This window comes from Pseudoalteromonas sp. NEC-BIFX-2020_015 (assembly GCF_012952265.1).
In the GTDB taxonomy this organism is placed as follows: domain Bacteria; phylum Pseudomonadota; class Gammaproteobacteria; order Enterobacterales; family Alteromonadaceae; genus Pseudoalteromonas; species Pseudoalteromonas neustonica.
The window spans coordinates 12,375-37,858 of the sequence record NZ_JABCJL010000008.1; the positions used below are offsets into that span (position 1 = coordinate 12,375).

Below are 25,484 nucleotides of genomic sequence, written 5' to 3' on the forward strand. Positions count from 1 at the left end.
GCAGAGATATTTATTACCCAAATTTTAGGTTAATTAACTATGCCACATACTTACAACATACTTAACCATATTCCAGCTGATGTGGCATGTTTAGATGATTATAGCCGTTATGCCCGCGAGCATTTACCTGATTCATTTTGGCACTATATCAATGGTGCTGGCGCTGATGGTATTTCTAAACAGCGTAATAGGCAGTGTTTTGCTGATATAGTGCTTAAGCCTCTGGTATTAAGTGGCGTGCAATTACCCGATACGACCTGCTCATTGTTCTCGCAGCAGCCGTTTAAGGAACACCATAGTCAGCCGTTTATGCTAGCGCCTGTAGCGTATCAGAAATTATGTCATCCCGATGGGGAAATTGCCACCGCACAGGCTGCGAGCGCGCAAGATGTTGCCATGGTGCTAAGTACCTTATCAAGCCAACCATTGAAAGATGTTGCGGCATTTAAAGGCGCTGCGGCGCAGTGGTTTCAGCTTTATATTCAAGTTGAGCCTAGCGCCACTTTTGATTTAATTAAAAAAGCAGAGCTAGCGGGTTACAGTGCGCTTGTTATTACGGTAGATGCGCCTATTAATGGTTTACGTAATGCTGAGCAACGCAGTGGTTTTTTTTTGCCAGAACACATTAGTGCAATTAATATTGCTGATTATCAGCAACCCACCGCGCAAAGTTTAGCGCAGTGTTTAGCACAAGCACCTAGTTGGCAAACAATTAAAGAGATAAAAGCGCAAACTAAGTTACCTATTATTTTAAAAGGAATTTTAAGTGTTGCAGATGCATTAAAAGCACAGCAATTAGGTGTGGCGGGTATTGTGGTATCGAACCACGGTGGGCGTGTGCTAGATACTGTTGCATCACCCATTGAGCAAATAGCGGCAATACGCCACGCTGTTGGCGATGATTTTACACTTTTGCTTGATAGTGGTATTCGCCGTGGCAGTGATATTTTTAAAGCATTGGCATTAGGGGCCAATAGTGTGCTGATTGGTAGGCCCTTAATGTATTCACTCGCAAGCGCAGGTCCTTTAGGTGTTGCTCATATGATCCGTATATTAAAAGATGAGTTAGCATTTACTATGGCTATGTGTGGCTGTAATAATTTGGCTGAAATAACCCAAGATTGTTTGCAAAATAAATAACCGGAGTTGCTGATAATAAGCTTATTAGCCGTTATTATTAGAAATAACGGCATTGAGATAGTTTATTCTCAATATAAGTCTAAAAGCAAAGGAGGCTAAAGCCTCCATAATGCGTCAAAGGCTAAGCGCCCGGGCCACATTCCATACATTGGTTGATAATGTCTGGGCCAAATTTAAGTTTGGCATTTAAATCACGCAGGGCGGTACGTAGGCCTTCTTCAATTACTGGGTGATAAAATGGCATGTCGAGCATTTGCGGCACGGTCATTTTGTTTTGTACAGCCCATGCCAGTAAGTGGGCGATATGCTCGGCTTGTGGACCGATAAACTCAGCACCTAAAAACAAGCCAGTGCCTTGCTCTGCGTATAAACGCATGTGGCCTTTGTTTTTCAGCATTACGCGGCTTCGGCCTTGGTTTTCAAAGCTGACTTCACCAATTTCAAAACAACCGCACTCACCAAAGCGGGCGGTTATTTGCTTGTAGCTTTCACCCACCATGGCAATTTGTGGGTCGCTAAATACTGCGGCAATAGGTGCACGGCGCAGGCCGGATTGTACATTAGGGAATCGTCCTGCATTTTGCCCTGCGATAGTACCCTGATCGCTGGCTTCATGTAATAGAGGGATCATGTTACTGGCATCCCCTGCGATAAATATGTTTGAATCGCCACATTGCATGGTGTATTTATTGGCAAGCGGCACGCCGCGTTCATCAAGCTCAATACCTGTGTTTTCAAGGCCTAGTTTATCGGTATTTGGCACGCGACCTGTGGCTGCTAGCACATAATCAAATTGCTCTGTTTGTTTTTCACCGTTTTTGTCTACATAGGTAAGTTGTGCTTTATCACCAACGTGTTTCATATCAGAGACATTGGAATCGGTATCAACATAAAACTCTTCCGCGAATACGGTATTTGCGTAATCTTTAATAACTGGATCAGTCACTGGGCCAATCGCGCCACCTACACCAAATAGTTTAACGTTAACGCCTAAACGGTGCAAAGCTTGCCCTATTTCAAGGCCAATAACGCCGGGGCCAAATACGGCAACTGATTCAGGTAGATCCTGCCAATCGAACACGTCGTCGTTAATAATGAGTCTGTCGCCAAAGTTATTAAATACGCCTGGGTATGCAGGTCGCGAACCGGTGGCAATAACAAAACGTTTGGCTGTAATAATTGTGTGGTCGTCAATTTGCACACGATTTGTATCTAAAAACTTAGCATAACCACGAATTTTATCATCAGCGGGTATTTCATCTACGGCTTCTACTACAAATCCTGCAAAACGGTCACGTTCGCTGCGCACTCGTGCCATGACTTCTTTACCGTTAATAGTAGGCTTTGAGCTATGCACACCAAACGCAGGTGCCGCTTCAATAGCGTGTGCGGCTTCTGCTGCGGCAATTAATAACTTACTCGGCATACAACCAACACGCGCACAGGTTGTACCGTATGGGCCTGCTTCAATCATTAATACGTTAGCTGTGTGTTGTTTTGCGTTGCGGTATGCGCTTAAGCCTGCGGTGCCAGCACCAATTACAACAACGTCGGTTTGCAGTTCTTTCATAGTGGTATCCTGTTTGCGAATATTTGGCAAAAAAAAGGGGCTGTTAGCCCCTAATATTAATTATGCGAGGGGTGTTAAATATTAAGCAAAATATTTTTCTAAATCGTCAGAGCCACCAATGTGCTTTCCGCCGATAAATACTTGTGGCACAGTTTCACGGCCAGAGATTGCTTTAAGGCTCGTTAGTGATGCGCCTGCACCCATAATGATCTCTTCATACACAAGACCTTTCTCAGCCAATAATGCTTTCGCTTTTTTACAAAATGGGCAGCCAGGTTTAGTAAATAAGCTTACTGCTTGAGGCTTAACTTGCTCTGGGTTGATGTACTCAAGCATTGTGTCTGCGTCTGATACTTCAAACGGGTCACCTGGTAAATCTGGTTCGATAAACATTTTGTCAATCACGCCATCTTTAACCAGCATTGAATAGCGCCAGCTACGTTTGCCAAAACCTATCTCGCTTTTATCAACTAACATGCCCATGCCGTCAGTGAATTCGCCGTTACCGTCAGGTAATACAGTGATGTTTTGTGCTTCTTGGTCAGCGGACCATGCGTTCATTACAAAGGTGTCGTTTACTGATAAACATACAATTTCATCTACGCCATTTTGTTTAAGCACACCCGCTAACTCGTTATAGCGTGGTAAGTGTGTAGATGAACACGTTGGTGTAAATGCACCCGGTAGTGAAAACACAACAACTGTTTTACCTTTAAAAATTTCATCAGTAGTCACTGATTTCCACTCGTCGTTTTGACGCGTTGCGAATGTAACTTGTGGGATTGTTTGACCTTCAATATTCTTTAACATGTTTTTTGTTCCTCTTGATTTGTTGATAGCCATTATGCGTGTAAATTAACAATAGTTCCAATCGTTTGTTTGTATTATAGTGATAGGTAATACCGATTAGTAGTGAGTTTGCAATGAATTTAAAAGACTTAGAATATGTAAAAGCTGTTGCGCACTTTAAGCATTTTCGTAAAGCAGCCGATGCCTGTTATGTCAGTCAACCCACCCTGAGTGGTCAAATAAAAAAATTAGAACACGAGCTAGGAGTCACACTATTTGACCGCTCTACCAAGCACGTTACTTTAACCACGCAGGGTGAACGCTTGTTAACGCAGATCAAAGTGATCTTAGAGCAAACCCAAATATTAAAAGAGCTAGCGGCCACCTCATCGGCGCCACTACAAGGTAAAGTAAGAATAGGCATTATTCCAACAATTGCACCGTATTTATTACCTACTTTACTCACATCGATGAAAGAAGCGTTTGCGCAGAGTCAATTTGCCTTTGTTGAAATGCAAACCGCCACATTATTAAATGCGCTTGATAACGGCGAACTCGACATCGCTATACTAGCAGATGTGCCTGAACTTAAACTTTATCATACGGTTAATTTATACAAAGAAGATTTTTTAGTGGCAATGTCTGAGCAAAATACATTAGCACAGCGCGATAAAATTGCCTTAGACGAACTACGCTCATGTAGCTTATTAATGCTTAGCGATGGGCATTGCTTTAAAGATCAAGCGCAGCAGTTTTGTTTTGCCGCAGGGGTCGATGTCTCAAATGAATATTTAGGGAACAGCCTTGAGACATTACTTGCGCTAGTAGCTATGGATGATGGTGTAACGTTTGTGCCAAAGCTGGCATGCGTTGAACGCGCTGGCATTAGTTATTTACCGATATTTCCGCCTCAACAACGTAGCATTGTGCTTGCGAGTCGTAAACATTACCCCCATTTGGCAGGGGTAGATAAATTAGCTCAGTGGCTCAGTGAACACCCAAGCCTTGGCCGACAATTGGTTAAGGCTCTACGTTAATTAACTGTACTACATCATTGATTTGAATGTTGGGTAAAGGTTGCTGATTCACACTGACCGCAACAGCGCTTTGCTGGTATACCTGATTTACTTGTACTGTGTTTAATGTCGTGATCAGGTGCGGCATTTTATTACCCGCAGCATCTGTTAAATAGTTATGGTGGGCAATACTCAATAATTGGCCTTTTTCTAAGCCGTGCGCTTTGCCTAAATTAATAACTAATTTATCGTTTTCAATATGTAAAATCTTACCTTGTGTTTCAAGGCACGCCATTACTGCTTGTATGTCATAACTCGCTGTTTGGTTTATTTCTACTATGCTTTTACCATAATCAGAGCCCCAAAATTTTTCGCTAAATACATCAATAATCTCGGTTTTTTCAAAAGGCCAAATCGCTTGGCTACGATAGCTTTTTTGCCATAATCGCTCATAGGTGGTGCCATCAAATAATGCAAAGTCGACCTTATATGAACGTTGGTATGTTTCATCTTGCCAAAAGGCATAGTCGCTATTAAGTTTGTCGCTATTTGAAATATCGACCATTTGGCTTAATAACACGTACTGCGAATTGCTGCGCGTGGCAATTTCTTCTAGTAGGGCGTTACTGTAATCGTATTGCTGATTAAAAAACTCACCAACGCGAATAGGAAAATTAAAATAGGCGGTGGGCTTAGCGTTCATGGCCGACTTATTTAAAGTCTTATAGAGAGATTCGCTGGTGGCTTTGTCAATGTCAAAAATTTGACCCATCATTGCTTGTTCACGATTGACTAATTGGGTTTGAGTGATCGCAACAAATTTATTAAATTGGCTTGCCGGGCAGTGATCTTGCTTCGGAAAGATATCTAAACGCAACGTAATCGCGAGCTGGTCAGATCTTCGGTCTTCGCTGATCATCTCTATTTTTTGAATTTCACCGTGGCTTTTTATTTTTAACTGATCTTGCATTAGCACGCCGTCAACTAAGGTTTGCATTGACGTAACGCGTGCACCAGAGAACACTAATGCCTGCGTGATCGCATCTTTTATAGCCGCTGACTTAGCGCCGCTAATATCGTTATTTTTAATACTGGCGTGGCCGGTTGATTCGTACCATTGTGCAAATGCATTTACAGAGAAAAAGCTAATGCTTAGCCAGCTAGTGATGATCACTATAATTGATAACACGCGTTTCATTTCCCTAACCCCATACCAAAATTTGCTATTATGAATAACAGAGCAAGGACTGTACCATTTGTTAAATTATAAGTTTTTAAACCCTACTAATTTACTAATTTACTAATTTGGCATTGATCGTGCATTAAACTCACCATTATGACTCTTTAATGATGTGAGAGATGCCATGCGTACTGTAATATTGTTTTGTACTTTAGCAAGCCTGAGCTTAGCTGGCTGTAGTAGTATTTTTGATAAACATGTGGAATATAAGTATGTAGAGCCAGATAACTACCCAATATTAAAAGCAATAGGGTATGCCCCCATAAGCGCTCAACAGGGGGAAAACCAGTCACAACGTTCACTCATGGCAATTAAAGCATCTAAGCTTGAAGCTTACCGTGAGCTTGCTGAGCAAGTGTATGGGCAAAAAATTACCGCTGGTACAACAGTGCAAGGCAGTATTGCGCAAAATGATCGGCTACAAAGTCAAGTTCAAGGGGTGATTAAAGGCGCGCAGGTCGTTAAAACATATGCTGTTGGCGACACCTACGCTACAGAGTTGCATCTTGATATGAAGCGGGTACATGATTTATATATTGGTGAAATTAAGCCAAGAGAAGTTAAAAAAGTAACGTATTACTAAGAGTTTGTTATGCAATGCCCGAGGCGCTATATTTTTATTGATATGTGCTAAGTATGACTTTTTTAAAAGAAATGACGGGCCGCTTTCATTAAAATTTGGATGCAGTAGGGAATGCTTAATATAATCTTAAGTGTTGGTTACGAAGAAGCTTATGCTTTTAGATTTCTAACTAATTCATTATTACCATGAACAGCACTGCCGCCTTGGTCATAAGTCATAGATGTTGGCGCGCCAATTAATATATCTTTCAATTGTCTAACTGTTAAATTTGCTTGATGAGCAGCATGAGCATTAACGTCGTTTTTTTTCTTACAAAACTCTAGTTGCTTTCGGACATTATGAATAAGTTCAGGGAGTTCAGCTGATTGCTCATCATTAGTCGTCATTAAGGTTTTTAGTTCTTTATCGAGCGTTTGAATTTTACTTAAAAAACTAAGCTTCTGTTGGGCAAGATCTTTTAATCCTTCACCACGGCGAGATGCAATGGCTGTTAATTCATCATCTAAAATACTGGCCAATGAGGTTAAGCAATTTAACTGCATTGTGAGCTTAGAGCATATTAAAGAATTATGATCAGCCATACACATCAAACTCAAATGAAGCTATGCTTTTTGCTAACTTTTCAGTATCAACTTGATATTTACCTTCGCTGATTGCTTTTTTCAGCTCTTCAACTTTTTTACTATCAAAGCCAGATGACTGCTGTGTTTTTTCTTGCAGTGATTTAAGCTGCTGAGCTTGAGGTGTTAAGCTAACAGAGTCAGTTGCAGCTTTAGGAGCCGCCGTTTGCACTGCTGTTTGTGAACTATTATTTTGTAAATCAACTTTTTGCTGTTTAGCATTGGCCAACACATTAGCCTGTTGTTGACCTTTATTTACTTGGCTTACCATGATTTTAACCTATACATTACCCAACTGATGCCTAGTTATCGGCATATATGTTAGTTACTTTAGCATAAATATGGAAATTTAAATATTTACCTGCACAGACTCTACACCGTCAACACGGGCATTTAAAATTTTCCCTGATTTTTTATTCTTAACCTTTATCTGCTCTCCTAAAGTACCATCTTCAAGGGCTAAACCTGAAGCTTTAATTTTTAACCCTCGGATCACAGCAAAAATAGTGACGTTGTCGCCTTTGCAAACCATACATATTTGGTTCATAGAAATAGGAAAACCACTGCGTATATTTCGTTTACTACGACTGCCAATCAGTAACTGTGTGTCTTGGAGATGCTGAACTCTAACAAAATGTTTAGGCTTCATAATTAAACTTAAATGATGATCTTGAATAACTTCGCCCCTGGCGAGGTTTTCACTGGCTACCACTACTGCAGAAAGCTCAACGACACGTACGTGAACATATTGGCTCCAGCTATTCGTATCATCACATTTAACTTGAACTGTGACCTGACGATTAAAGGGCGGTTCTGTTGGAATGGTTAGTACAGGTTGACTTTGACAACTGCGATCAGGGATTCTGCTATCCAAGGTGAGTGCGTTAAGTTGGCGAGTTTCTGGGTGCGAAGGGCCTAACTGATCAGCCACATACGAAACCGCAAGTTCTTGTAATTCTTCCTTGCTGTAAGATTGAGCGTATAGAGGTGATACTAGAAATTGGCTAGCAAGAAAATAAAAAACACTGTATCTTCGGCTTTTTTTTAACAAACTCATAATGTTTCGACTATGCTTATTGTTGAAAACAGGGTATATATATTTAGCGTCAAAGAATAGACGCTCCCGCGATGTTATGTAGCTTTAAAGAAGGAAAGCAATTATTGTTCCGTTATTATTCGCTTTCTTTAGGAGATTGAAATGGCAGGCATTTTAGACTCAGTGAACCAACGTACTCAGTTGGTTGGGCAAAACCGCCTTGAATTATTATTATTCAAGCTAAGAGGGCGGCAGCGCTTTGGTATAAACGTGTTTAAAGTGAGAGAAGTACTACAATGCCCTCCTTTAACCAATATGCCAAAATCAAATGCGTATATTCGAGGTGTTGCACATATACGTGGGCAGACAATTTCTGTTATTGATTTATCTATGGCCGTTGGTGGCCCTGCAATCGAAAATATAAAAGATAGTTTTATCATCATTGCTGAATATAACCGCTCCGTTCAAGGGTTTTTAGTGGGTGGTGTTGAACGTATTGTTAATATGAATTGGGAAAAAATAATGCCGCCGCCATCTGGGGCTGGTCGATATTCATATTTAACGGCAGTGACCGAAATTGAAAATGAGTTGGTTGAAATTCTTGATGTAGAAAAAATCTTGAATGAAATCTGCCCTGTAAATACAGAAGTTAGCGCCGAAATCGCTAGTGATGGTGAAATTCAAAAAGACTTAGGTGAGCGTATCGTCTTTATTGCTGATGACTCAGCCGTTGCGCGTAACCAAGTAAAACGTGCTCTGGAACCCTTAGGTGTTCAAACTGAACTCGCTAAAAATGGTAAAGAGGCATTAATTCGTCTTCGTGAAATTGCAGAACTTGATTGCAAACATGATATTACTGAACGTGTTGGTTTGTTGATTTCAGATGTAGAAATGCCTGAAATGGACGGCTATACTCTTACCGCTGAAATTAAAGCTGATCCAAAACTTGCGCCGTTACATGTTATTTTACATACATCGCTTAGTGGTGTGTTTAATCAAGCAATGATTGAAAAAGTCGGTGCTGATGACTTTATTGCAAAATTTAACCCAGATGAATTGGCAACAGCAGTAAAAAAATGGGTTCATTGTGACTAATTCTGATAGGTGGTGTTACTTTGGAAAATAAGCATTTAGAGCAAGGCGAGTATAATCAATTTCGTTCTTTTTTAGAGCAACAATGCGGCATTGTGTTAGGCGATAATAAGCTTTATTTAGTTAAAAGTAGACTTGCGCCTTTAATGGTGCGCTTTAAAGTTGAATCGCTTTCGCAATTGGTTAGTAAAACACTCAGCCCACATGAGCGTCAGTTACGCGCTGCAGTTGTTGATGCAATGACAACAAATGAAACACTTTGGTTCAGGGATCAATATCCTTTTGAGTTATTGCAATCTAAATTGTTTCCTGAGCATAAAGAGTTACGTAGGCCATTAAAAATATGGTCTGCGGCGAGCTCTTCTGGGCAGGAGCCGTACTCAATTGCAATGTCGGTTGCTGAATTTCAGGCTAAGCAGCCTGGTGTATTAAAAATGGGTGCTCAGATAATTGGTACTGATATTTCTAATACGATGCTAGATATGTGTAAACATGCAGAATATGATTCACTCGCTTTAGCTCGTGGTTTGTCAGTAGAGCGCCGTAAAAAGTTTTTTAAAGACAGCGGCAATGGCATGGCGCAGGTTGTCGATCCTATTAAAAAACTGGTTAGTTTTAGACACCTAAATTTATTGGACTCGTATGCGCTGATGGGGAAGTTTGATATTATTTTTTGCCGTAACGTATTGATTTATTTTTCACCTGAAGTGAAAGCAAAAATTATCGCCCAATTTGCTCAAGCGCTTAATCCTAAGGGCTTTTTGTTTTTAGGAGCGTCAGAGTCAATGTCGGGACTCAGTGATGAGTTTGATATGGTTAGGTGCAACCCTGGAATTATTTATCAAAAAAAATAACTAATTCACTTCTAGCTACTCCTAAAAAAACGGTGCCGTATAAGCACCGTTTTTCTTTATAATTAATAAGTTAATCCTTCCTTTATTGTGTTCATTAAACTGGCTCGCCTTTTGCATTAATCATCTTAAGTCAATTTTTTGGAGATGGTTATGGCTATCAGTTTTGATAAAGCATTTGGGGTGCATCCTCACGCAATGTTGATCCGTTCGCAGCGAGCAGAGTTATTAGCAACCAATATCGCTAATGCTGATACGCCAGGCTATAAAGCGAAAGATATCGATTTTGCGTCTGCACTTAAAACGGCAAAAAGCCACCAGCAAAGCGGCAACAGCATGGTAACAACCAACGCTAAACACATTGCCGGCGGCAGTCGTTATGTAGGTAATAGTGAAATGTTTCGCTCGCCAAATCAAACAGATACAGGTGATGGTAACTCAGTGGATATACAAGTGGAACGAAACTTGTATACAAAGAACTCATTAGAGTATCAGGCAAGCCTGCAGTTTATGAGCGGTAAAATTAAAGGCCTTAAAAAAGCCCTCGGTAGTCAAGGAGCCTAAGCATGAGTTTATATAACGTTTTCGATATTTCAGGTACAGGTATGAGTGCACAGAATGTACGCTTAAATACCACAGCCAGTAATATTTCTAATGCCAATACTATTAGCTCAAGCCAAGACAAGACTTATCGAGCACGCCACGCTGTGTTTGCTGCGGAGTTGAGTAAAGCATCGGAATCGCACGGCAACAAACAGGGGTCGTCTGTTGGCGTAAAAGTGTTAGGGATCGTGGAGAGTAATAAGCCACTGCAAATAGAATATAACCCGAACCATCCAAGTGCGGATGAAAATGGTTATATCTACAAACCTAATGTTAACGTCGTTGAAGAAATGGCTAATATGATTTCTGCCTCACGCTCTTATCAAACAAATGTGCAAGTTGCTGATGCAGCAAAGCAAATGTTAAGCAAAACACTGTTGCTTGGGCAGCGGTAATTGAGGAAAGGTTATGAGTAACGATATCAGCACAGCATCGTCAACCTATTTAGATTCGCTCAAGTGGCAAGATAAACAGGTAGCGAGCGAGCAAAAAAGCGATGAGTTAACGCAAGAAGATTTTTTCTCGCTGCTAACTCAACAGTTGTCATTTCAAGATCCTAGTAAGCCGGCCGACAATGATCAGATGATCGCACAGATGACCAGTTTTACTATGGCTGAAGGGATCTCGAATTTAAATAGCAACTTTCAGTCACTGGCAGCGTCAATGACATCGAATTCAGCATTACAAGCCTCAACTCTAGTGGGTAAGCAGGCGTTATTAGAGTCTGATAAGTTAGATTTGAATGACACAGGTGATGCTCGCGGGACTGCTGTTGCTGAAGGCCCAGTTGAAAGCTTGATGCTACGAATCGAAGATTCTTCAGGGCAGTTGGTACGTACCATTGATATGGGGGCTCAACCAGCGGGTGCTGTGCGTTTTGCATGGGATGGTAAAAATGCCGATGGGGAACGTTTACCTCCAGGTGAGTACAAAATTAAAGCAGAAGGGCAGCTTAATGGTGAGTTTACAAGTTTACCTGTTGCAACTTTTAAGAATATCGAAAGTGTGAATATTAATGGTGCTAATGGCATTATCGTTAACACAAAAGAAGGTGCGGTTAGGCTAACTGACGTTGCAGAAATCGCGTAGAAATTTTAATAATTAGTTAGCCTTCTTTCGGCTAAACATTGACAGATTAGAGGTGAATTATGAGCTTCAATATTGCATTAACTGGCATTGCAGCCGCACAAAAAGATTTGGATGTAACTGCAAATAACATTGCTAACGTAAATACGACCGGTTTTAAAGAGTCGCGCGCTGAATTTGCTGATGTGTATGCATCGTCAGTTTTTAGCTCGGGCAAAACAAAAAATGGTGATGGTGTACAAACCACCATGGTGGCGCAACAATTCCACCAAGGTTCACTTAAGTTTACTCAAAACTCATTAGATTTAGCAATCACGGGTGAAGGTTACTTTGCAATGAGTGAAGATATAGCATCGCAAGATTTTTCATATTCTCGTGCAGGTGCTTTTAAGCTCAATAAAGATAACTTTGTTGTTGATGCACGTGGTAATTACTTGCAAGGCTTCCCTGTTGACCCTTCTACAGGCAATACAACATCTGTAAGTTTAAGTACGACTTCACCGATTCAGATCCCTGATGCATCAGGAGCACCGCGTCATACGAGCAATATTTATAGCTCAATGAATTTAGATTCGCGTTCAGATGTGCCTACTACTTCTACATTTGATCCTACCGATAGCACGAGTTATAACTCGTCAACGTCTACAACAATTTATGATTCGTTAGGTCAGCCTCACGTTGCGCAGTTATTTTTTGTAAAGCAAGATCCTGCGACCAATGCAAATAGCTGGAGTGTTTATGCCACGATGGATAAACAACCGTTTGATATAACGGGTGCTGCAACAGCAACTGGAGCACATACCCCGATTGATTCATTGCAATTTACTGCCGCAGGTTTACCTGATGTAGCAGCGCCAGAAACAACTTTTCCTGATGTAGTATTGCCATCAGGTGCTGCGGCAGGTTTAAGCACTTTATTGAGTAATGGCGCACAATTTCCGAACGAAATTACGGTAAATTGGCGTGACTCTGCAGGTACGAGTAATAAAGTACCGACTCAATACGCAAGTCGTTTTGAAGTTAAAGCACTTGAACAAGATGGTGCGACAGTGGGGCGTTTAGCGGGGATTGATATTGGTACAGATGGTAAGGTCGTTGCGTCATACAGCAATGGTGATACCTCATTCTTAGGCCAAGTGGCTATGGTTCGCTTTTCAAACTCACAGGGCCTACAGCAAGCAGGTGATACTTCATGGAAAAAGAGCTTAACATCGGGTGAGCCAATTGCTGGTGAGCCAGGGTCAGGTACATTGGGTTCAATTAACTCATCGGCTCTAGAGCAGTCAAATGTAAACTTAACCAATGAATTGGTTGATTTGATCAGTGCACAACGTAACTTCCAAGCAAATTCACGTGCACTTGAAGTTAACTCTACATTACAACAAGCAATCTTGCAGATCCGTTAATCATTAACTTGAACTTAAGTTAAGAGTTAATACTGTAAGGTTCTTATTTACGATCCGACACCTAGGCTGCCTGCAATTGGCGGCCTTTTTTAATCCCCCGATTTGATTACTGCTTTGCCTAATTTATTCTTATTCTTTGCCCGTGGGCCTTAGCTTAAATTAGCGTCAATTTATTGTGGCACTTATCTTGCATTTATTACGTTATAGAATTTTAACGTGAGTCGATGTTATGGACAAGATGGTCTACATTGCAGCGTCTGGGGCTAAGCAAAGTATGCGGGGCCTCGCGCTCAAAGCAAACAATTTAGCAAATGCCAATACGACTGGATTTAAAGCGGACTTTGCACAAGCTCGTTCGATGCAAGCTTTTGGAGAAGGTTTACCTACCCGCGTTTTCTCAATGCAAGAGCGACCAGGTTCAAACATGACCTCAGGCGGTATCGTTGAAACGGGCCGTGATTTAGATATTGCTTTGAGCGATAAAGGTTGGCTAAGTGTTCAAGATGCATCAGGCAAAGAAGCTTATACCAAAGTTGGTACACTAAATATCACCCCTGATGGTGCTTTAATAACGAGTCATGGTCGTCAGGTAATAGGTGAGGGTGGCCCGATCATTTTGCCGTTACCAATTGAAAAATTAGAGTTTAGTGAAGACGGAGCGATTCAGGTTCGCCCGCAAGGTGCGCCAGCAAACTTCTTAGAAGTGGTTGATCGCCTTAAGGTCATTAAGGCAAATAACTCTGAACTTGAAAAAGGCAATGATGGCCTGTTTAGACCAAAGCCTGAGTTACTCATTGATGATTTATGTGGGTTTTGTGATATCTCACCAAACGTTAAAGTGATGAGCGGTATGTTAGAGATGTCAAACGTGAATCCCGTACATGAGATGGTGGATATGATAAGCCATCAACGCCAATTTGAATTACAAGTTAAGTTAATGAAAACAGCTGAAGAAATTGACGAACGTCAAACTCAGTTGATGCGCATTGTTTAACCTTATTGAGAGGACACAAAAATGAATCCTGCATTGTGGATCAGTAAAACAGGCTTAGATGCCCAACAAACCGATATTTCGGTGATCTCAAATAACTTAGCCAATGCCAGTACTGTCGGTTATAAAAAGAGCCGAGCGGTGTTTGAAGACTTACTTTATCAAAATATTAACCAGCCGGGTGGTCGTTCATCGCAAGATACAGAAATGCCATCAGGTTTAATGCTTGGTGCGGGTGCTAAGGTTGTTGCCAACCAAAAGAACTTTTCTCAAGGTAATATGTTGACCACTGAAAACTCCTTAGATTGGATGATTTCGGGTCCTGGTTTTTTCGAAATACTACAACCAGATGGCAATATTGCCTATTCGCGAAACGGCCAATTTACGACAGATGAAGATGGTCGAATTGTAACCGCTGGTGCAGGTTTTCCGGTTCAACCTGAAATGAATGTACCTGATGATGCACAGTCCATCACAATTTCGCAAGACGGCGAAGTATCTGTACGTGTTGCAGGGCAGGCTGAGAATGTCGTGATTGGGCAGCTAACAATTAGTGATTTTATTAATCCATCGGGTTTAGAGCCTGTTGGTCAAAACTTATATACAGAGACTGCCGTCAGTGGTGCTCCAGTGCAAGGTAATCCAGGTCTTGAAGGCTTAGGTTCTGTGGTACAAGGCGCATTAGAAACGTCTAATGTTAATGTGACCGAAGAATTGGTTAACTTGATTGAGACGCAGCGTATTTATGAAATGAACTCAAAAGTTATTTCAGCTGTGGATGAAATGATGAGTTATATCAATCAGCAACTTTAATGATTAGGGGCAAAGTGATGCGTAATTTTACCATAACCTTAACGGGTGTATTATTTTTAAGTGGCTGTATGACAAGCCAAAATACTGATGTGGTTCAGGATGACCCTTACTATGCGCCTATGTATCCAGAGCCTGCAACAGAGCAAGTTGTAGCGACAGGTTCACTATTTGATAGTTATTTATCGAATGATCTTTATTCAGATAAAAAAGCACTGCGCACAGGCGATATTATTACGGTGAAACTGCAAGAGTCAACACAGTCATCAAAAGCTGCAAAAACTCAAACTGATAAAACAAGTGACGCAAGTCTTGATCCTGTTGTTGGGTTAGGGGGGTTGCCGGTTAATATTGGTGGCGATAGCATTCAATTTGGCATTGGCAGTGGCTCGTCTTTTAATGGCGATTTAAAATCAAACCAATCAAATAGTTTATTTGGTGATATTTCAGTAAACGTAATGCGTGTGTTACCAAATGGAAATTTAGTGATTCGTGGTGAAAAGTGGCTGACGTTGAATACAGGTGAAGAGTTTATTCGACTCGAAGGGCTTGTGCGTCCACAAGATGTTACTGCAGATAATACAGTTACCTCTAATCGCATTGCTAATGCGAGAATTCAATATTCAGGCAAAGGGCAATTACAAGAGTCTCAAAGTGCGGGTTGGTTAACGCAGTTCTTCAGTAGTGCACTGTTCCCTTTTTAAAGGATCGTTATTATGAATGGCTTTAAAGTATTAATTACTCTTTGCTTATTAGGTTGGCACGCCAATGTTTTTGCAGAGCGTATTAAAGATGTATCAATGGTTGAAGGTGTTCGTTCAAATCAACTCGTAGGGTATGGTTTGGTTGTAGGTTTACCTGGCACTGGTGAGCAAAGCCGATTCACTGAACAAAGCTTTAAAGGTATGTTAAATAGTTTTGGTATTACATTACCAGCTACTTTAAAACCAAAAATTAAAAATGTGGCTGCTGTTGCAGTCCATGCAGAATTGCCCGCATTTAGAAAACCAGGACAAAGAATTGATATTACCGTTTCTTCAATTGGCAGCGCGGGTAGTTTACGTGGTGGTACCTTAATTCAAACCTTTCTAAAAGGGGTTGATGGTAATACGTATGCAATAGCGCAAGGGAGTTTAATTGTTGGTGGACTTGGCGCTGAAGGGGCCGATGGTAGCCGTGTTGTTATAAATACACCCACAGTGGGGCGTATTCCAAATGGTGCGACGGTGGAGCGTGCGATTAAAAGCCCTTTTATGCAAGGCGACTACATTACATTTAATTTAAATCGCCCTGACTTTACAACGGCAAAACGTTTAGAGCAGGTGATAAATGATCTGGTCGGGCCAAATAGCGCAACAGCGATAGATGCCGCATCAATACGTGTAATTGCTCCAAGAGATGCATCGCAACGTGTTTCTTACTTATCAACACTTGAAAATTTAGAGTTTAAGCCTGCTGATACCGCCGCAAAAATCATTGTTAATTCGCGCACTGGTACGATTGTGATTGGCAAAAATGTAAAATTACAACCTGCGGCAATTACTCATGGTGGTTTAACGGTAACAATTGCAGAGCAGCAAAATGTGGCGCAGCCAAACCCACTGGCTGAAGGGGAAACGGTCGTTACTAATCAAAGTATAATAGATGTGAACGAAGATGATTCGCGTGCTTTTGTTTTTAATCCAGGTGTAAGCCTTGATGACTTAGTGCGTGCTATTAATGAAGTGGGCGCAGCACCTGGTGATTTAATGGCCATTTTAGAAGCACTAAAAGAAGCTGGGGCAATAAATGGACAGCTTGTTGTGATTTAACATGTGATCTATTAGTGACATTCACGAATGTCTACATTACCGCCTTCGCGATATTGTAGACATTTGTTTACTGGATAAAAAATCTAGCCGAGGCTAACTTTACTTTGTAACCACCTAGCATACTTGTTTTACTTTCACGCCAACACGCCAACACGCCAACACGCCAACACGCCAACACGCCAATACGCCAACACGCCAACACGCCAATATGATATTTGGCTCAATTATTGCATTGTTAGTAGTATTATTAACTATTGTGTCAAATTGCTGATGGATACTAATCATCTCGATAAACAAAACTTCTTTGATTTAGGGAATCTTGACTCACTTCGTCAAGAGGCCTTAAAGGGCGGGGCTTCGCCTGAAGCGTCTAAAGAAGCGCTGAAAAAAGCAGCGGCACAATTTGAATCTATCTTTACGCAAATGTTGCTTAAAAGTATGCGCAAAGCAAATGAAGCCTTTGAGGATAAAGAAAGTCCATTTAATTCAAGCGGTGTAAAGTTCTTTGAAGAAATGCATGACCAGCAACTATCCGTTGAGCTTTCTTCAAAAGGCTCGCTAGGTTTGGCTGATATTATTGTTCAACAACTCTCCCCAGATACTAAAAACTTTATGCCAGGGTCTGTACTGCGCTCAGTTAATGAGTTTTCAAGTGATAACCGTGCAAACGGTAAAAGTACTGATGCTAGCGTTGACTCAGCCTCTGCCAGTAAAGCGCAAAAGCAGCAAAAACCACAGTTTGAAAATGCTGAAGAGTTTATCTCAAGTGTGTGGGAGCACGCTAAAACAGCCGCAGAAAAAATAGGGTTAAACCCTGCTGTAATGGTTGCACAAGCTGCACTTGAGACTGGCTGGGGTAAACACATTATTAATAAAAGTGATGGTAATAGCTCATTTAATTTATTCAATATTAAGTCAGATAGAAGCTGGCAAGGTGATAAAGCCAGTAAAGTTACACTTGAATTTGAAGAAGGTATGCCTGTTAAAAAACAGGCTAGCTTTAGAGCCTATGACTCAATCAAAGACAGTGTAAATGACTTTGTTGAATTTTTGACGCAAAACCCACGTTATCAAGAAGCCTTACAAAATACCGCAAAACCTGCCGCTTTTTTAGATTCATTACAAAAAGCGGGGTATGCAACCGACCCCAATTATGCCGATAAAATTAAGCAGGTACTTAATCGCACTGAGCTTAAAACATTGGCGGCAACATTGGTTCGCCAAGGAGTAAATTAAAATGTCGTTTAATTTGTTAGACATTGCTAATTCTGGTGTACGTGCTAATACAGAATTACTGCAAACGACCAGCAAGAATATTGCCAATGTAAATACAGTGGGCTATGTGCGCGAGCGTACAGAGCACATGACTATGATCGATAATCAAGTTGGTCGTGGTGATACGTACAGATTACTTAATGAGTTCGCACAAAAACAACTAAATCGCGATACTTCAAATAAAGCATTCTTTGATCAATTTGTTAGCGAAGCTGGCCGAGTAGATACATTATTCTCTCAAGAGTCTAATAGCTTATCTACCAGTATAAACTCCCTTTTTAATAATGTGCAGGAGAGTTTAAATCAGCCCTCTTCAACGGTTGCCCGCTCGCTAGTAATGACTGATGCGCAAAATTTAATTAGTCAAATGGAGCGTTTATCTGGGATCGTATTTGATCAAAAAAATATTGTGAACGAGCAGCTTGAAATATTTTCTGGGGAAGCGAATACGTTAGTACAGAATATCAGCAAGCTTAACAAACAAGTCGCAGCTGTTAATGGGACGCGAAATGCTGCTGATGCAAGTTCCATGTTTAACGAACGTGATCAAGCAATACGCGAGTTATCAGAGTTGGTTGATATTGAAACGTTAGACGGCCCTAATGGTGAAAAACTGGTGTTTATGGGCACAGGAGAAGCACTTGTAATGCAAAGTGGTTCATTTAATTTATTTTCAATGCGCGGTGACCCTGATCCTAACTTTAAAGAACTTCACCTAGATATAAACGACGGCAAAGCTGTGCCGCTTGAAGTTGATGTAGGTAAACTAAAAGGTAAAATTGGTGGACTGCTGGCATTTCGTGATGATGTATTAGTACCAGCACAAAACCAGTTAGGGCAAATGGGACTTGCGATTGCAGATGCATTTAATCAGCAAAATAGGCTTGGAATGGATGGTAATGGTGAGCTAGGTGGCGATATTTTTACTATACCTACAACCGGTGGGTTTGCATATCAAGCTAATACAGGTACAGCGGCAATGACTGCCACATTAGAGCCTGGCAAAGGCAGCGAAATACCTGCAAGTGACTTTGTTATTACTTATACCAGTGCAACGACAGTTGAAATTCAGCCTGTTGATAATAAAGGTGAGCCACTCGGCAGTGCCTCTACGGCTAATATTGTTGGCGGTATTGTTGATTCATCAACGATTACCAGTGGTGAATCGTTTGGTTTGCAGATTAATGTCTCTGGTACGGGAAACGTTGATGATCAATTTCAGATAAAACTGAATGCTCAGGCTGCATCTAGCTTAGAAATGGCAACGAATAGGCCAGAAGATTTAGCATTAGCTGCTCCAATTCGTACCGCAAATGATATTAATAACACCAGTGAAGCGAGTATATCTGTAGGTGATGTGACGAGTATTGACTCCGGTGGTTTTACAGCAACACCGCCAGGGCTGACTAATGGTGATGTTAGTTTAGTTAAAACAGCGAATTTAAACGAGTATACAATTACAGACGGCAGCGGTACGAGTACATTTACAATAACGCCACCGGCTGAGAATATTTTAGCTCAAGCAGGCGCTCCGTTTGATGGTTATGGTTTTGATTTTAATATTGAAGGCACGCCAGCAACAGGTGATACCTTTACATTAGAGTTTAATACAGGTGGCTTTGATGATAACCGTAATGGGTTAAAACTTGCTGAGTTACAAAATGGTGAGTTAGTACGTCAAAATGTTGTCACCACAGCGACAGCAGATAATCATAAGACCTTTAATCAAGCTTATGGGGCTTTAGTAACCGATGTAGGCGTTGTAACTAACCAAGCAAAAACAAATGGTGCAGCCTTTGAAGCGTTAGCAAAACAATCAGAGGCTTGGTATGAATCATTATCAGGGGTTAATCTTGATGAAGAGGCGGCCAATTTACTGCGCTTTCAGCAATCTTATGCAGCGTCAGCTCAGGTGCTTGCGACATCCCGTACTATTTTTGACACTTTACTTGGTGCTACGAGGTAATTATGCGTTTATCAAACAATTTAATGTATCAAAGTAGTGTGAATTCTATTTTGAAAAATCAACAAAATGTCAATAAAGCACAAGAGCAAGTTAATACTCAAAAACGTGTTTTAACTGCCTCAGATGACCCCTCAGCGACTGCGCGTGCATTACTGTATACAGATAAAATTCAAACAAATGAACAATTTAGTAAAAATATTACTATGTTGACCAGTCGTTTAAATATTCAAGAGAGTGTGCTTGAAAATATCAAACTTTCACTTGAAAAAGCACATACATTAGCTATTCAGGCTGGTAATGGTGCATATAGTGATATAGATCGTCAAGGTATTGCAGAAGAAATCAAATCAATTCAAAGTAATGTACATGATTTAATGAATGCTAAAACAGAAGACAATAAGTATATTTTTTCTGGTTACCAAGATAACACGCAAACTTACAGCTTTAATTCTACGTCGAGTAAGTATGAGTACGGCGGTGATCAAGGCCAACATAAGATCAAAGTAGCTGAAGGTGTAGAAATAAAATCCAGCGACAATGGTTTTGATGTGTTTGAAAAAGTAAATGCGCGCTTAAACCTCACATCCAATGATGGTGTTGCAAGCGGTGGGATCACAAGCGCCAAAGTTTATGTAAAAGAACAGGCTGAGTTTGATGCGTTTCACAAAGCGAGTTATAACGCAGATCCAAATGCAGTCGCAGGCGCAAATACATATAATGTGATAACGACCGCGGGGACCCCTAATACATATCAAGTAGAGCAGGGGGGGAACATTATTGAATCAGGTAGCTTTGATAACGGAACAATCAACTTTGCAGGAATGGAAATTGACATTAGTCCTGTAGCGAGTGGGCAAGTGGATTTTACATTAGAAGCCCCTCAAAAAGAGAATATTTTAAATACATTAAGTGATTTAATCGCAGGCTTGACTGACACCACAATTAACCAAGATGATTATGAGCAAGTATTAGCTGATGCAATGACTCAAATTGATAATGCAAAAAATAATGTCTCTTTGACGCAAGCCGGTTTGGGTGGGCGACTTAATACAACGGAAAAGGTAACAGACTCTAACAGCGATCGTGATGTGAATAATAAAGCATCGCGAGCTGACTTAGTTGAACTCGATATGGCCGAAGCCATAACTGAACTCACCAAACAAGAAACTGCATTACAAGCCTCGCAGGCAACATTTGGCCGCTTAGCTAATTTATCACTGTTCGATTATCTATAAAGTACAAAGAGTAAGGCAATCTGTTGCCTTACTCTTATTTTTTCCTTCCTTTAAACTTATATCTTTTATATTTAGACACTTATAGCTTCCTAAAATATTATCTTAGTAAAAAATAGCAGTTGTGATCTCTGCATTATTTGACCATTGAAATCCATTGTATTTAATTTAAAAGTTATTAAATTACAATGGATTAATGTTTTTTATTAAAAAAACTTAAAAAAAAGCTAAAGGATTTTTTGAGTAGACCGATAACTTAATTAACCAAGCAAAGCGTTGAAAATAACAACCACTGCTTAATCCAGTAAGTTTGAGAGTAAATGATAAGTTTACTTCGGGAGAGATATCATGGCTTTATATGTAAATACAAATGTTAGCGCGTTAAACGCACAAAGACAATTAAACAATTCTGGTAATGCACTAGATACATCATTTCAACGTTTATCATCAGGTTTTCGTATCAACAGTGCGAAAGATGATGCAGCGGGTCTACAAATTTCTGACCGTTTAACGTCACAAATTAATGGCCTTAACCAAGGTAACCGTAACGCAAACGATGGTATTTCATTAGCTCAAACTGCTGAGGGTGCACTAGACGAAACAACTTCAATGTTTCAACGTATGCGTACACTTGCACAACAAGCAGCGAATGGTTCAAACACAGATGAAGATCGCTTAGCAATTCAAGAAGAGATTCGTTCATTATCATCAGAAGTGAATCGTGTTGCTGCAGATACAACGTTTGGTGGTCAAAACCTATTAGATGGCTCTTTCTCAGCTAACTTCCAAGTAGGCGCTGACGCTGTTCAGAATATCAGCTTTAGTATGGCATCAGTTGGTGGAACGGCTAACTCTATAGCGGATAATGGTGGTTTCACCATGTCAGGCATTGCAGGTGTTGCCAGTGCGGTAACCGGTGCTAGCTTAAGTGCTACAGCTGGAACGATTAGTTCGCAAGTAGGCGCATCAGCAGATGAAACAGCATTTTCATCAGTGTTTACTGCTGGTGGTATCAGTGTATCTTCACAAGCCAATGCACAAGCGGTAATGGCGGGTATGGATTCGCTTATCGCGGTAGTAGATAAAAAACGTGCGGAGCTAGGTGCTGTTCAAAACAGGTTCCAGTCAACTATTCGTAACCAATCGAATATTTCTGAAAACTTAAGTGCTGCAAAATCACGTATTAAAGATACTGACTTTGCACAAGAAACTGCTAACTTAACTAAAATGCAGATTCTACAACAGGCAAGCCAAACAATTCTTAGCCAGGCTAATCAGCGCCCACAGGCAGCATTAAGTCTTCTAGGTTAATAACTGATTTATTAATTTTGAAGCGGCGTCAATTAGTTGACTAAGAATGTAGCGCCTTTGTCTAATGGGGTATTAACAAAGGCGCTGAAACGGATTGATAAAGCGGAGGCGCTTAAAAATCCTGAAGTGTTCTCACATTTGTAAGAACATAATATACAAAGCATAAACTATGCCAATGTTTTTGTTTTAAACCTACTCTCAAACTTATCTTTCAAGGGCCTTTTAAAGGCCCTTTTTTTATGGGGTCAATAAATAATCATAAAGTTGGCCTAAAGATTGCTCAATACTTATTAAGTTTTTAAATTAACCTGCAAAGTGGCAGTTTATTGCCCCGGGCCAATATATCTTGGCTGCTGTAACTAGTCACTTTGTCAAAATTCCACTTAATTAAAGTGGCTTTAATTTGACAGATAAGAAGAGAGTTTATTATGGCTTTATTTGTAAACACGAATGTCAGTGCGTTAAATGCACAAAGACAGCTAGAAAGAACTGGAAACGACTTAGATACATCATTTAAACGTTTATCATCTGGGTTGCGTATTAATAGTGCTGCTGATGATGCCGCTGGTTTACAAATATCGGATCGTTTACAGTCGCAAATCCTAGGCTTAAACCAAGGCAATCGTAATGCGAATGATGGCATTTCTTTAGCACAAACTGCCGAAGGTGCACTTGATGAAATTACATCAACATTTCAGCGTATTCGAACATTGGCACAGCAATCAGCAAACGGCTCTAATACTGATGAAGATAGGCTTGCGATCCAAGAAGAGATCAGGCAGCTATCAGATGAAGTTAATCGAATCGCCAGTGATACCACATTCGGCGGCCAAAATTTACTAGATGGTTCTTACTCTGCAAGCTTTCAAGTCGGCGCTGATGCTGTGCAAACAATTGGGTTTAGTATGCAATCAGTTGGTGATACGGCCAATTCATTAGCGGCTAATGGTGGTTTCACTATTTCAGGTGTTGCAGGTGTAGCATCTGCAGTAGGTGGAAAGGCGCTTTCAACACTTGCAGCAAATGTCAGTTCTGTTGATGGTGCAACGGCATCGACAACTTTAGATTTTTCTGCTGTATTTACAGCCGCGGGTATTAGTGTGTCGTCACAAGTAAACGCGCAAGCTGTTTTGGCTGGAATGGATTCACTTATTGCCGTTGTAGATAAAAAGCGTGCTGAACTCGGTGCAGTTCAAAATCGGTTTCAGTCTACAATACGAAACCAAGCTAATATTTCTGAAAACTTAGCCTCTGCTAAGTCACGTATTAAAGATGCAGACTTCGCCATGGAAACAGCAAATTTAACTAAAAACCAAATATTACAACAAGCAAGCCAAACAATTTTAGGTCAAGCGAATCAACGACCTCAGGCTGCATTAAGCTTGTTACAGGGCTAAAATAAAATAGAATTGTTAAAAAATTATAAATAAAGCTAAAGTTTCCGTTTTATCTGACGATAACTGACTTAGAGAACTAAAAATCTAGGACTCTCAGTCTGGAATAATAACAGGGTAGGGGTATCCCGTCGTTATTCTATTTAAAATGATAAAGCGGAGGCTATTATGGCTTTATATGTAAATACTAATGTGAGTTCTTTGAACGCACAACGCCAGTTAATGAAGTCTGGCAACCAACTAGATACATCCTTTCAACGCCTTTCATCAGGTTTTCGTATTAATAGTGCGAAAGATGATGCTGCAGGTATGCAAATATCTAACCGTTTGACTAGCCAAATAAGCGGCCTAGATCAAGGTAATCGTAACGCAAATGATGGTATTTCACTTGCACAAACTGCTGAAGGTGCGCTTGATGAAACAACATCTATGTTTCAGCGTATGCGAACATTGGCACAGCAAGCATCAAATGGTTCTAATACCGATGAAGATCGCTTGGCTATCCAAGAAGAAATTCGTTCATTATCGTCAGAAGTAAACCGTGTAGCTGCCGATACTACGTTTGGTGGTCAAAACTTATTAGATGGCTCATTTTCTGCCAACTTTCAAGTAGGTGCTGATGCGATTCAAAATATTAGCTTTAGTATGAAAGATGTTGGTGGCACGGCTAATTCTATTGCAGCTGACGGCGGCTTTACTATGTCAGGTATTGCCAGTGTTGCGAGTGCTGTAACGGGTGCAAGTTTAAGTGCTACAGCGGGTACAATTAGTACACAAGTGGGTGCATCTGCAGATGAAACTGCTTTCTCATCAGTCTTTTCAGCGTCGGGGATCAGTGTATCTTCTCAAGCAAATGCACAAGCTGTAATGGCTGGTATGGATGCGATGATTGCTGTGGTTGATAAAAAACGTGCGGAGCTTGGTGCGGTACAAAACCGATTCCAATCAACAATCCGTAACCAATCAAATATCTCTGAGAACTTAAGTGCAGCAAAATCACGTATAAAAGATACTGATTTCGCAGCTGAGACAGCGAGTCTAACAAAGTCACAAATACTTCAACAGGCAAGCCAATCGATTCTAAGTCAAGCAAACCAGCGTCCACAAGTAGCACTGTCGTTACTAGGCTAATGGGTTTCTAAGTCATTATTGAGCTTTTGCTTGATAATGACTTATACTTTGTTTGTGTTTTGAAGGAGACCTACCATGGCTGATTTAAGTGCAATAATCAAATCAAACGAAAATCTGTCTGCTAATTCATCTTTTACAAATAAAAGTGAATTAAATGAAGTTAATAAAAAAGTAAATGTTGAACAAGGTGGCGTAAAAATTGCTGGAAGAGAACCTGCGTTTGTTGAAGACGGCAAAGAGCTAGATTCAGAAGGTGAAAGAAAAGCGCTGATCGAAGAAGTAAAAGAGAACTTAGAAAAATTAAATAAATATATACCCGTTACTTCAACTAATTTAGTGTTTGAATTTGATGAAGATGGTGATCCGCCGATTATCAAAGTATTTGATAAGAAAAGCGAAGAGGTTATTCGTGAAATACCGACTAAAGAATTTAGAGAAGTAGCTAAAGCTTTAGATGAATTTGCCGATAAACTTACTAACAAAGGTTTGCTATTGAATCAAACCGCCTAACACTTTTTGGAACAGATAGTA

Annotated in this window: 26 protein-coding genes; 20 read left to right on the plus strand and 6 right to left on the minus strand. The window is 40.5% G+C overall.

Annotated features, from left to right (window positions below; all coding sequences use genetic code 11):
- Positions 1-39 precede the first annotated feature (39 nt).
- Positions 40-1,140: an alpha-hydroxy acid oxidase gene (locus tag HH219_RS07650; protein ID WP_169327092.1), complete on the plus strand. Its 1,101-nt coding sequence runs from the start codon at positions 40-42 to the stop codon at positions 1,138-1,140.
- 121 nt (positions 1,141-1,261) lie between these two features.
- On the opposite strand, the gene HH219_RS07655 is transcribed toward HH219_RS07650, so the two are convergent.
- Together HH219_RS07655 and HH219_RS07660 are read right to left on the minus strand one after the other, a co-directional pair.
- Complete coding sequence (locus HH219_RS07655; protein WP_064435341.1) at positions 1,262-2,710, minus strand: dihydrolipoyl dehydrogenase; 1,449 nt, start codon at positions 2,708-2,710, stop codon at positions 1,262-1,264.
- A gap of 81 nt (positions 2,711-2,791) precedes the next feature.
- On the minus strand, positions 2,792-3,520 hold the full coding sequence (locus tag HH219_RS07660; protein WP_169327093.1) for a glutathione peroxidase: 729 nt from the start codon (positions 3,518-3,520) through the stop codon (positions 2,792-2,794).
- A 113-nt stretch (positions 3,521-3,633) separates the two neighbouring features.
- On the opposite strand from HH219_RS07660, the gene HH219_RS07665 reads away from it, so the two are divergent.
- Positions 3,634-4,536 carry a LysR substrate-binding domain-containing protein gene (locus HH219_RS07665; RefSeq protein ID WP_169327094.1) on the plus strand — a complete coding sequence of 301 codons (903 nt, stop codon included), beginning with the start codon at positions 3,634-3,636 and terminating at the stop codon, positions 4,534-4,536.
- Here the strand turns inward: HH219_RS07665 and HH219_RS07670 are convergent.
- Complete coding sequence (locus HH219_RS07670; RefSeq protein ID WP_169327095.1) at positions 4,520-5,713, minus strand: flagellar assembly protein FlgT; 1,194 nt, start codon at positions 5,711-5,713, stop codon at positions 4,520-4,522. The genes HH219_RS07665 and HH219_RS07670 overlap by 17 nt on opposite strands.
- Positions 5,714-5,879: 166 nt before the next feature.
- On the opposite strand from HH219_RS07670, the gene HH219_RS07675 reads away from it, so the two are divergent.
- Positions 5,880-6,338 (plus strand): LPP20 family lipoprotein, encoded by a 459-nt coding sequence (locus HH219_RS07675; protein ID WP_054203371.1) that lies wholly within the window; start codon positions 5,880-5,882, stop codon positions 6,336-6,338.
- Positions 6,339-6,487: 149 nt separating this feature from the next.
- Here the strand turns inward: HH219_RS07675 and flgN are convergent, their stop codons facing one another.
- The 3 genes from flgN to flgA form a co-directional block, all read right to left on the minus strand.
- Complete coding sequence (gene flgN, locus HH219_RS07680; protein ID WP_054203370.1) at positions 6,488-6,919, minus strand: flagellar export chaperone FlgN; 432 nt, start codon at positions 6,917-6,919, stop codon at positions 6,488-6,490.
- Positions 6,912-7,229, minus strand: a complete 318-nt coding sequence (flgM, locus tag HH219_RS07685; protein WP_054203369.1) for a flagellar biosynthesis anti-sigma factor FlgM — start codon at positions 7,227-7,229, stop codon at positions 6,912-6,914. Before flgM ends, flgN begins: the two co-directional genes overlap by 8 nt.
- A 78-nt stretch (positions 7,230-7,307) precedes the next feature.
- Entirely contained in the window at positions 7,308-8,015 is a 708-nt protein-coding gene (gene flgA / locus HH219_RS07690; protein ID WP_169327096.1) for a flagellar basal body P-ring formation chaperone FlgA, read from the minus strand.
- 141 nt (positions 8,016-8,156) lie between these two features.
- Here flgA and HH219_RS07695 point away from each other — a divergent pair, with 141 nt between their 5' ends.
- The 17 genes from HH219_RS07695 to HH219_RS07775 all read left to right on the plus strand — a co-directional run bounded on the left by HH219_RS07695 (position 8,157) and on the right by HH219_RS07775 (position 25,463).
- Positions 8,157-9,089, plus strand: coding sequence for a chemotaxis protein (locus tag HH219_RS07695; RefSeq protein WP_054203367.1), 933 nt, complete (start codon positions 8,157-8,159; stop codon positions 9,087-9,089).
- 20 nt (positions 9,090-9,109) lie between these two features.
- Entirely contained in the window at positions 9,110-9,940 is an 831-nt protein-coding gene (locus tag HH219_RS07700; RefSeq protein WP_054203366.1) for a protein-glutamate O-methyltransferase CheR, read from the plus strand.
- Positions 9,941-10,090: 150 nt separating this feature from the next.
- On the plus strand, positions 10,091-10,501 hold the full coding sequence (gene flgB / locus HH219_RS07705) for a flagellar basal body rod protein FlgB (RefSeq protein ID WP_054203365.1): 411 nt from the start codon (positions 10,091-10,093) through the stop codon (positions 10,499-10,501).
- 2 nt (positions 10,502-10,503) lie between these two features.
- A complete protein-coding gene (flgC, locus tag HH219_RS07710) occupies positions 10,504-10,935 on the plus strand; it encodes a flagellar basal body rod protein FlgC (RefSeq protein ID WP_054203364.1) in 432 nt (143 codons plus the stop codon).
- Positions 10,936-10,948: 13 nt separating this feature from the next.
- Positions 10,949-11,629 carry a flagellar hook assembly protein FlgD gene (locus HH219_RS07715; protein ID WP_054203363.1) on the plus strand — a complete coding sequence of 227 codons (681 nt, stop codon included), beginning with the start codon at positions 10,949-10,951 and terminating at the stop codon, positions 11,627-11,629.
- Between the two features lie 59 nt (positions 11,630-11,688).
- Positions 11,689-13,032, plus strand: coding sequence for a flagellar hook protein FlgE (flgE, locus tag HH219_RS07720; protein ID WP_054203362.1), 1,344 nt, complete (start codon positions 11,689-11,691; stop codon positions 13,030-13,032).
- A gap of 229 nt (positions 13,033-13,261) precedes the next feature.
- On the plus strand, positions 13,262-14,026 hold the full coding sequence (locus HH219_RS07725; protein WP_054203361.1) for a flagellar basal body rod protein FlgF: 765 nt from the start codon (positions 13,262-13,264) through the stop codon (positions 14,024-14,026).
- 21 nt (positions 14,027-14,047) lie between these two features.
- Positions 14,048-14,836: a flagellar basal-body rod protein FlgG gene (gene flgG / locus HH219_RS07730; protein WP_054203360.1), complete on the plus strand. Its 789-nt coding sequence runs from the start codon at positions 14,048-14,050 to the stop codon at positions 14,834-14,836.
- Between the two features lie 17 nt (positions 14,837-14,853).
- Positions 14,854-15,537, plus strand: coding sequence for a flagellar basal body L-ring protein FlgH (gene flgH, locus HH219_RS07735; RefSeq protein ID WP_054203359.1), 684 nt, complete (start codon positions 14,854-14,856; stop codon positions 15,535-15,537).
- A gap of 12 nt (positions 15,538-15,549) precedes the next feature.
- Entirely contained in the window at positions 15,550-16,644 is a 1,095-nt protein-coding gene (locus HH219_RS07740) for a flagellar basal body P-ring protein FlgI (protein ID WP_054203358.1), read from the plus strand.
- Positions 16,645-16,914: 270 nt separating this feature from the next.
- On the plus strand, positions 16,915-17,880 hold the full coding sequence (flgJ, locus tag HH219_RS07745; RefSeq protein WP_054203357.1) for a flagellar assembly peptidoglycan hydrolase FlgJ: 966 nt from the start codon (positions 16,915-16,917) through the stop codon (positions 17,878-17,880).
- 1 nt (position 17,881) lies between these two features.
- Positions 17,882-19,885 (plus strand): flagellar hook-associated protein FlgK, encoded by a 2,004-nt coding sequence (flgK, locus tag HH219_RS07750; protein ID WP_054453851.1) that lies wholly within the window; start codon positions 17,882-17,884, stop codon positions 19,883-19,885.
- A 2-nt stretch (positions 19,886-19,887) separates the two neighbouring features.
- Positions 19,888-21,120, plus strand: coding sequence for a flagellar hook-associated protein FlgL (flgL, locus tag HH219_RS07755; RefSeq protein WP_054453854.1), 1,233 nt, complete (start codon positions 19,888-19,890; stop codon positions 21,118-21,120).
- Positions 21,121-21,465: 345 nt separating this feature from the next.
- On the plus strand, positions 21,466-22,428 hold the full coding sequence (locus HH219_RS07760) for a flagellin (RefSeq protein WP_054203354.1): 963 nt from the start codon (positions 21,466-21,468) through the stop codon (positions 22,426-22,428).
- Between the two features lie 428 nt (positions 22,429-22,856).
- A complete protein-coding gene (locus tag HH219_RS07765; RefSeq protein ID WP_054203353.1) occupies positions 22,857-23,825 on the plus strand; it encodes a flagellin in 969 nt (322 codons plus the stop codon).
- A gap of 165 nt (positions 23,826-23,990) precedes the next feature.
- Positions 23,991-24,953, plus strand: a complete 963-nt coding sequence (locus tag HH219_RS07770) for a flagellin (RefSeq protein ID WP_054203352.1) — start codon at positions 23,991-23,993, stop codon at positions 24,951-24,953.
- Between the two features lie 75 nt (positions 24,954-25,028).
- Complete coding sequence (locus tag HH219_RS07775; protein WP_054203351.1) at positions 25,029-25,463, plus strand: flagellar protein FlaG; 435 nt, start codon at positions 25,029-25,031, stop codon at positions 25,461-25,463.
- Positions 25,464-25,484 lie beyond the last annotated feature (21 nt).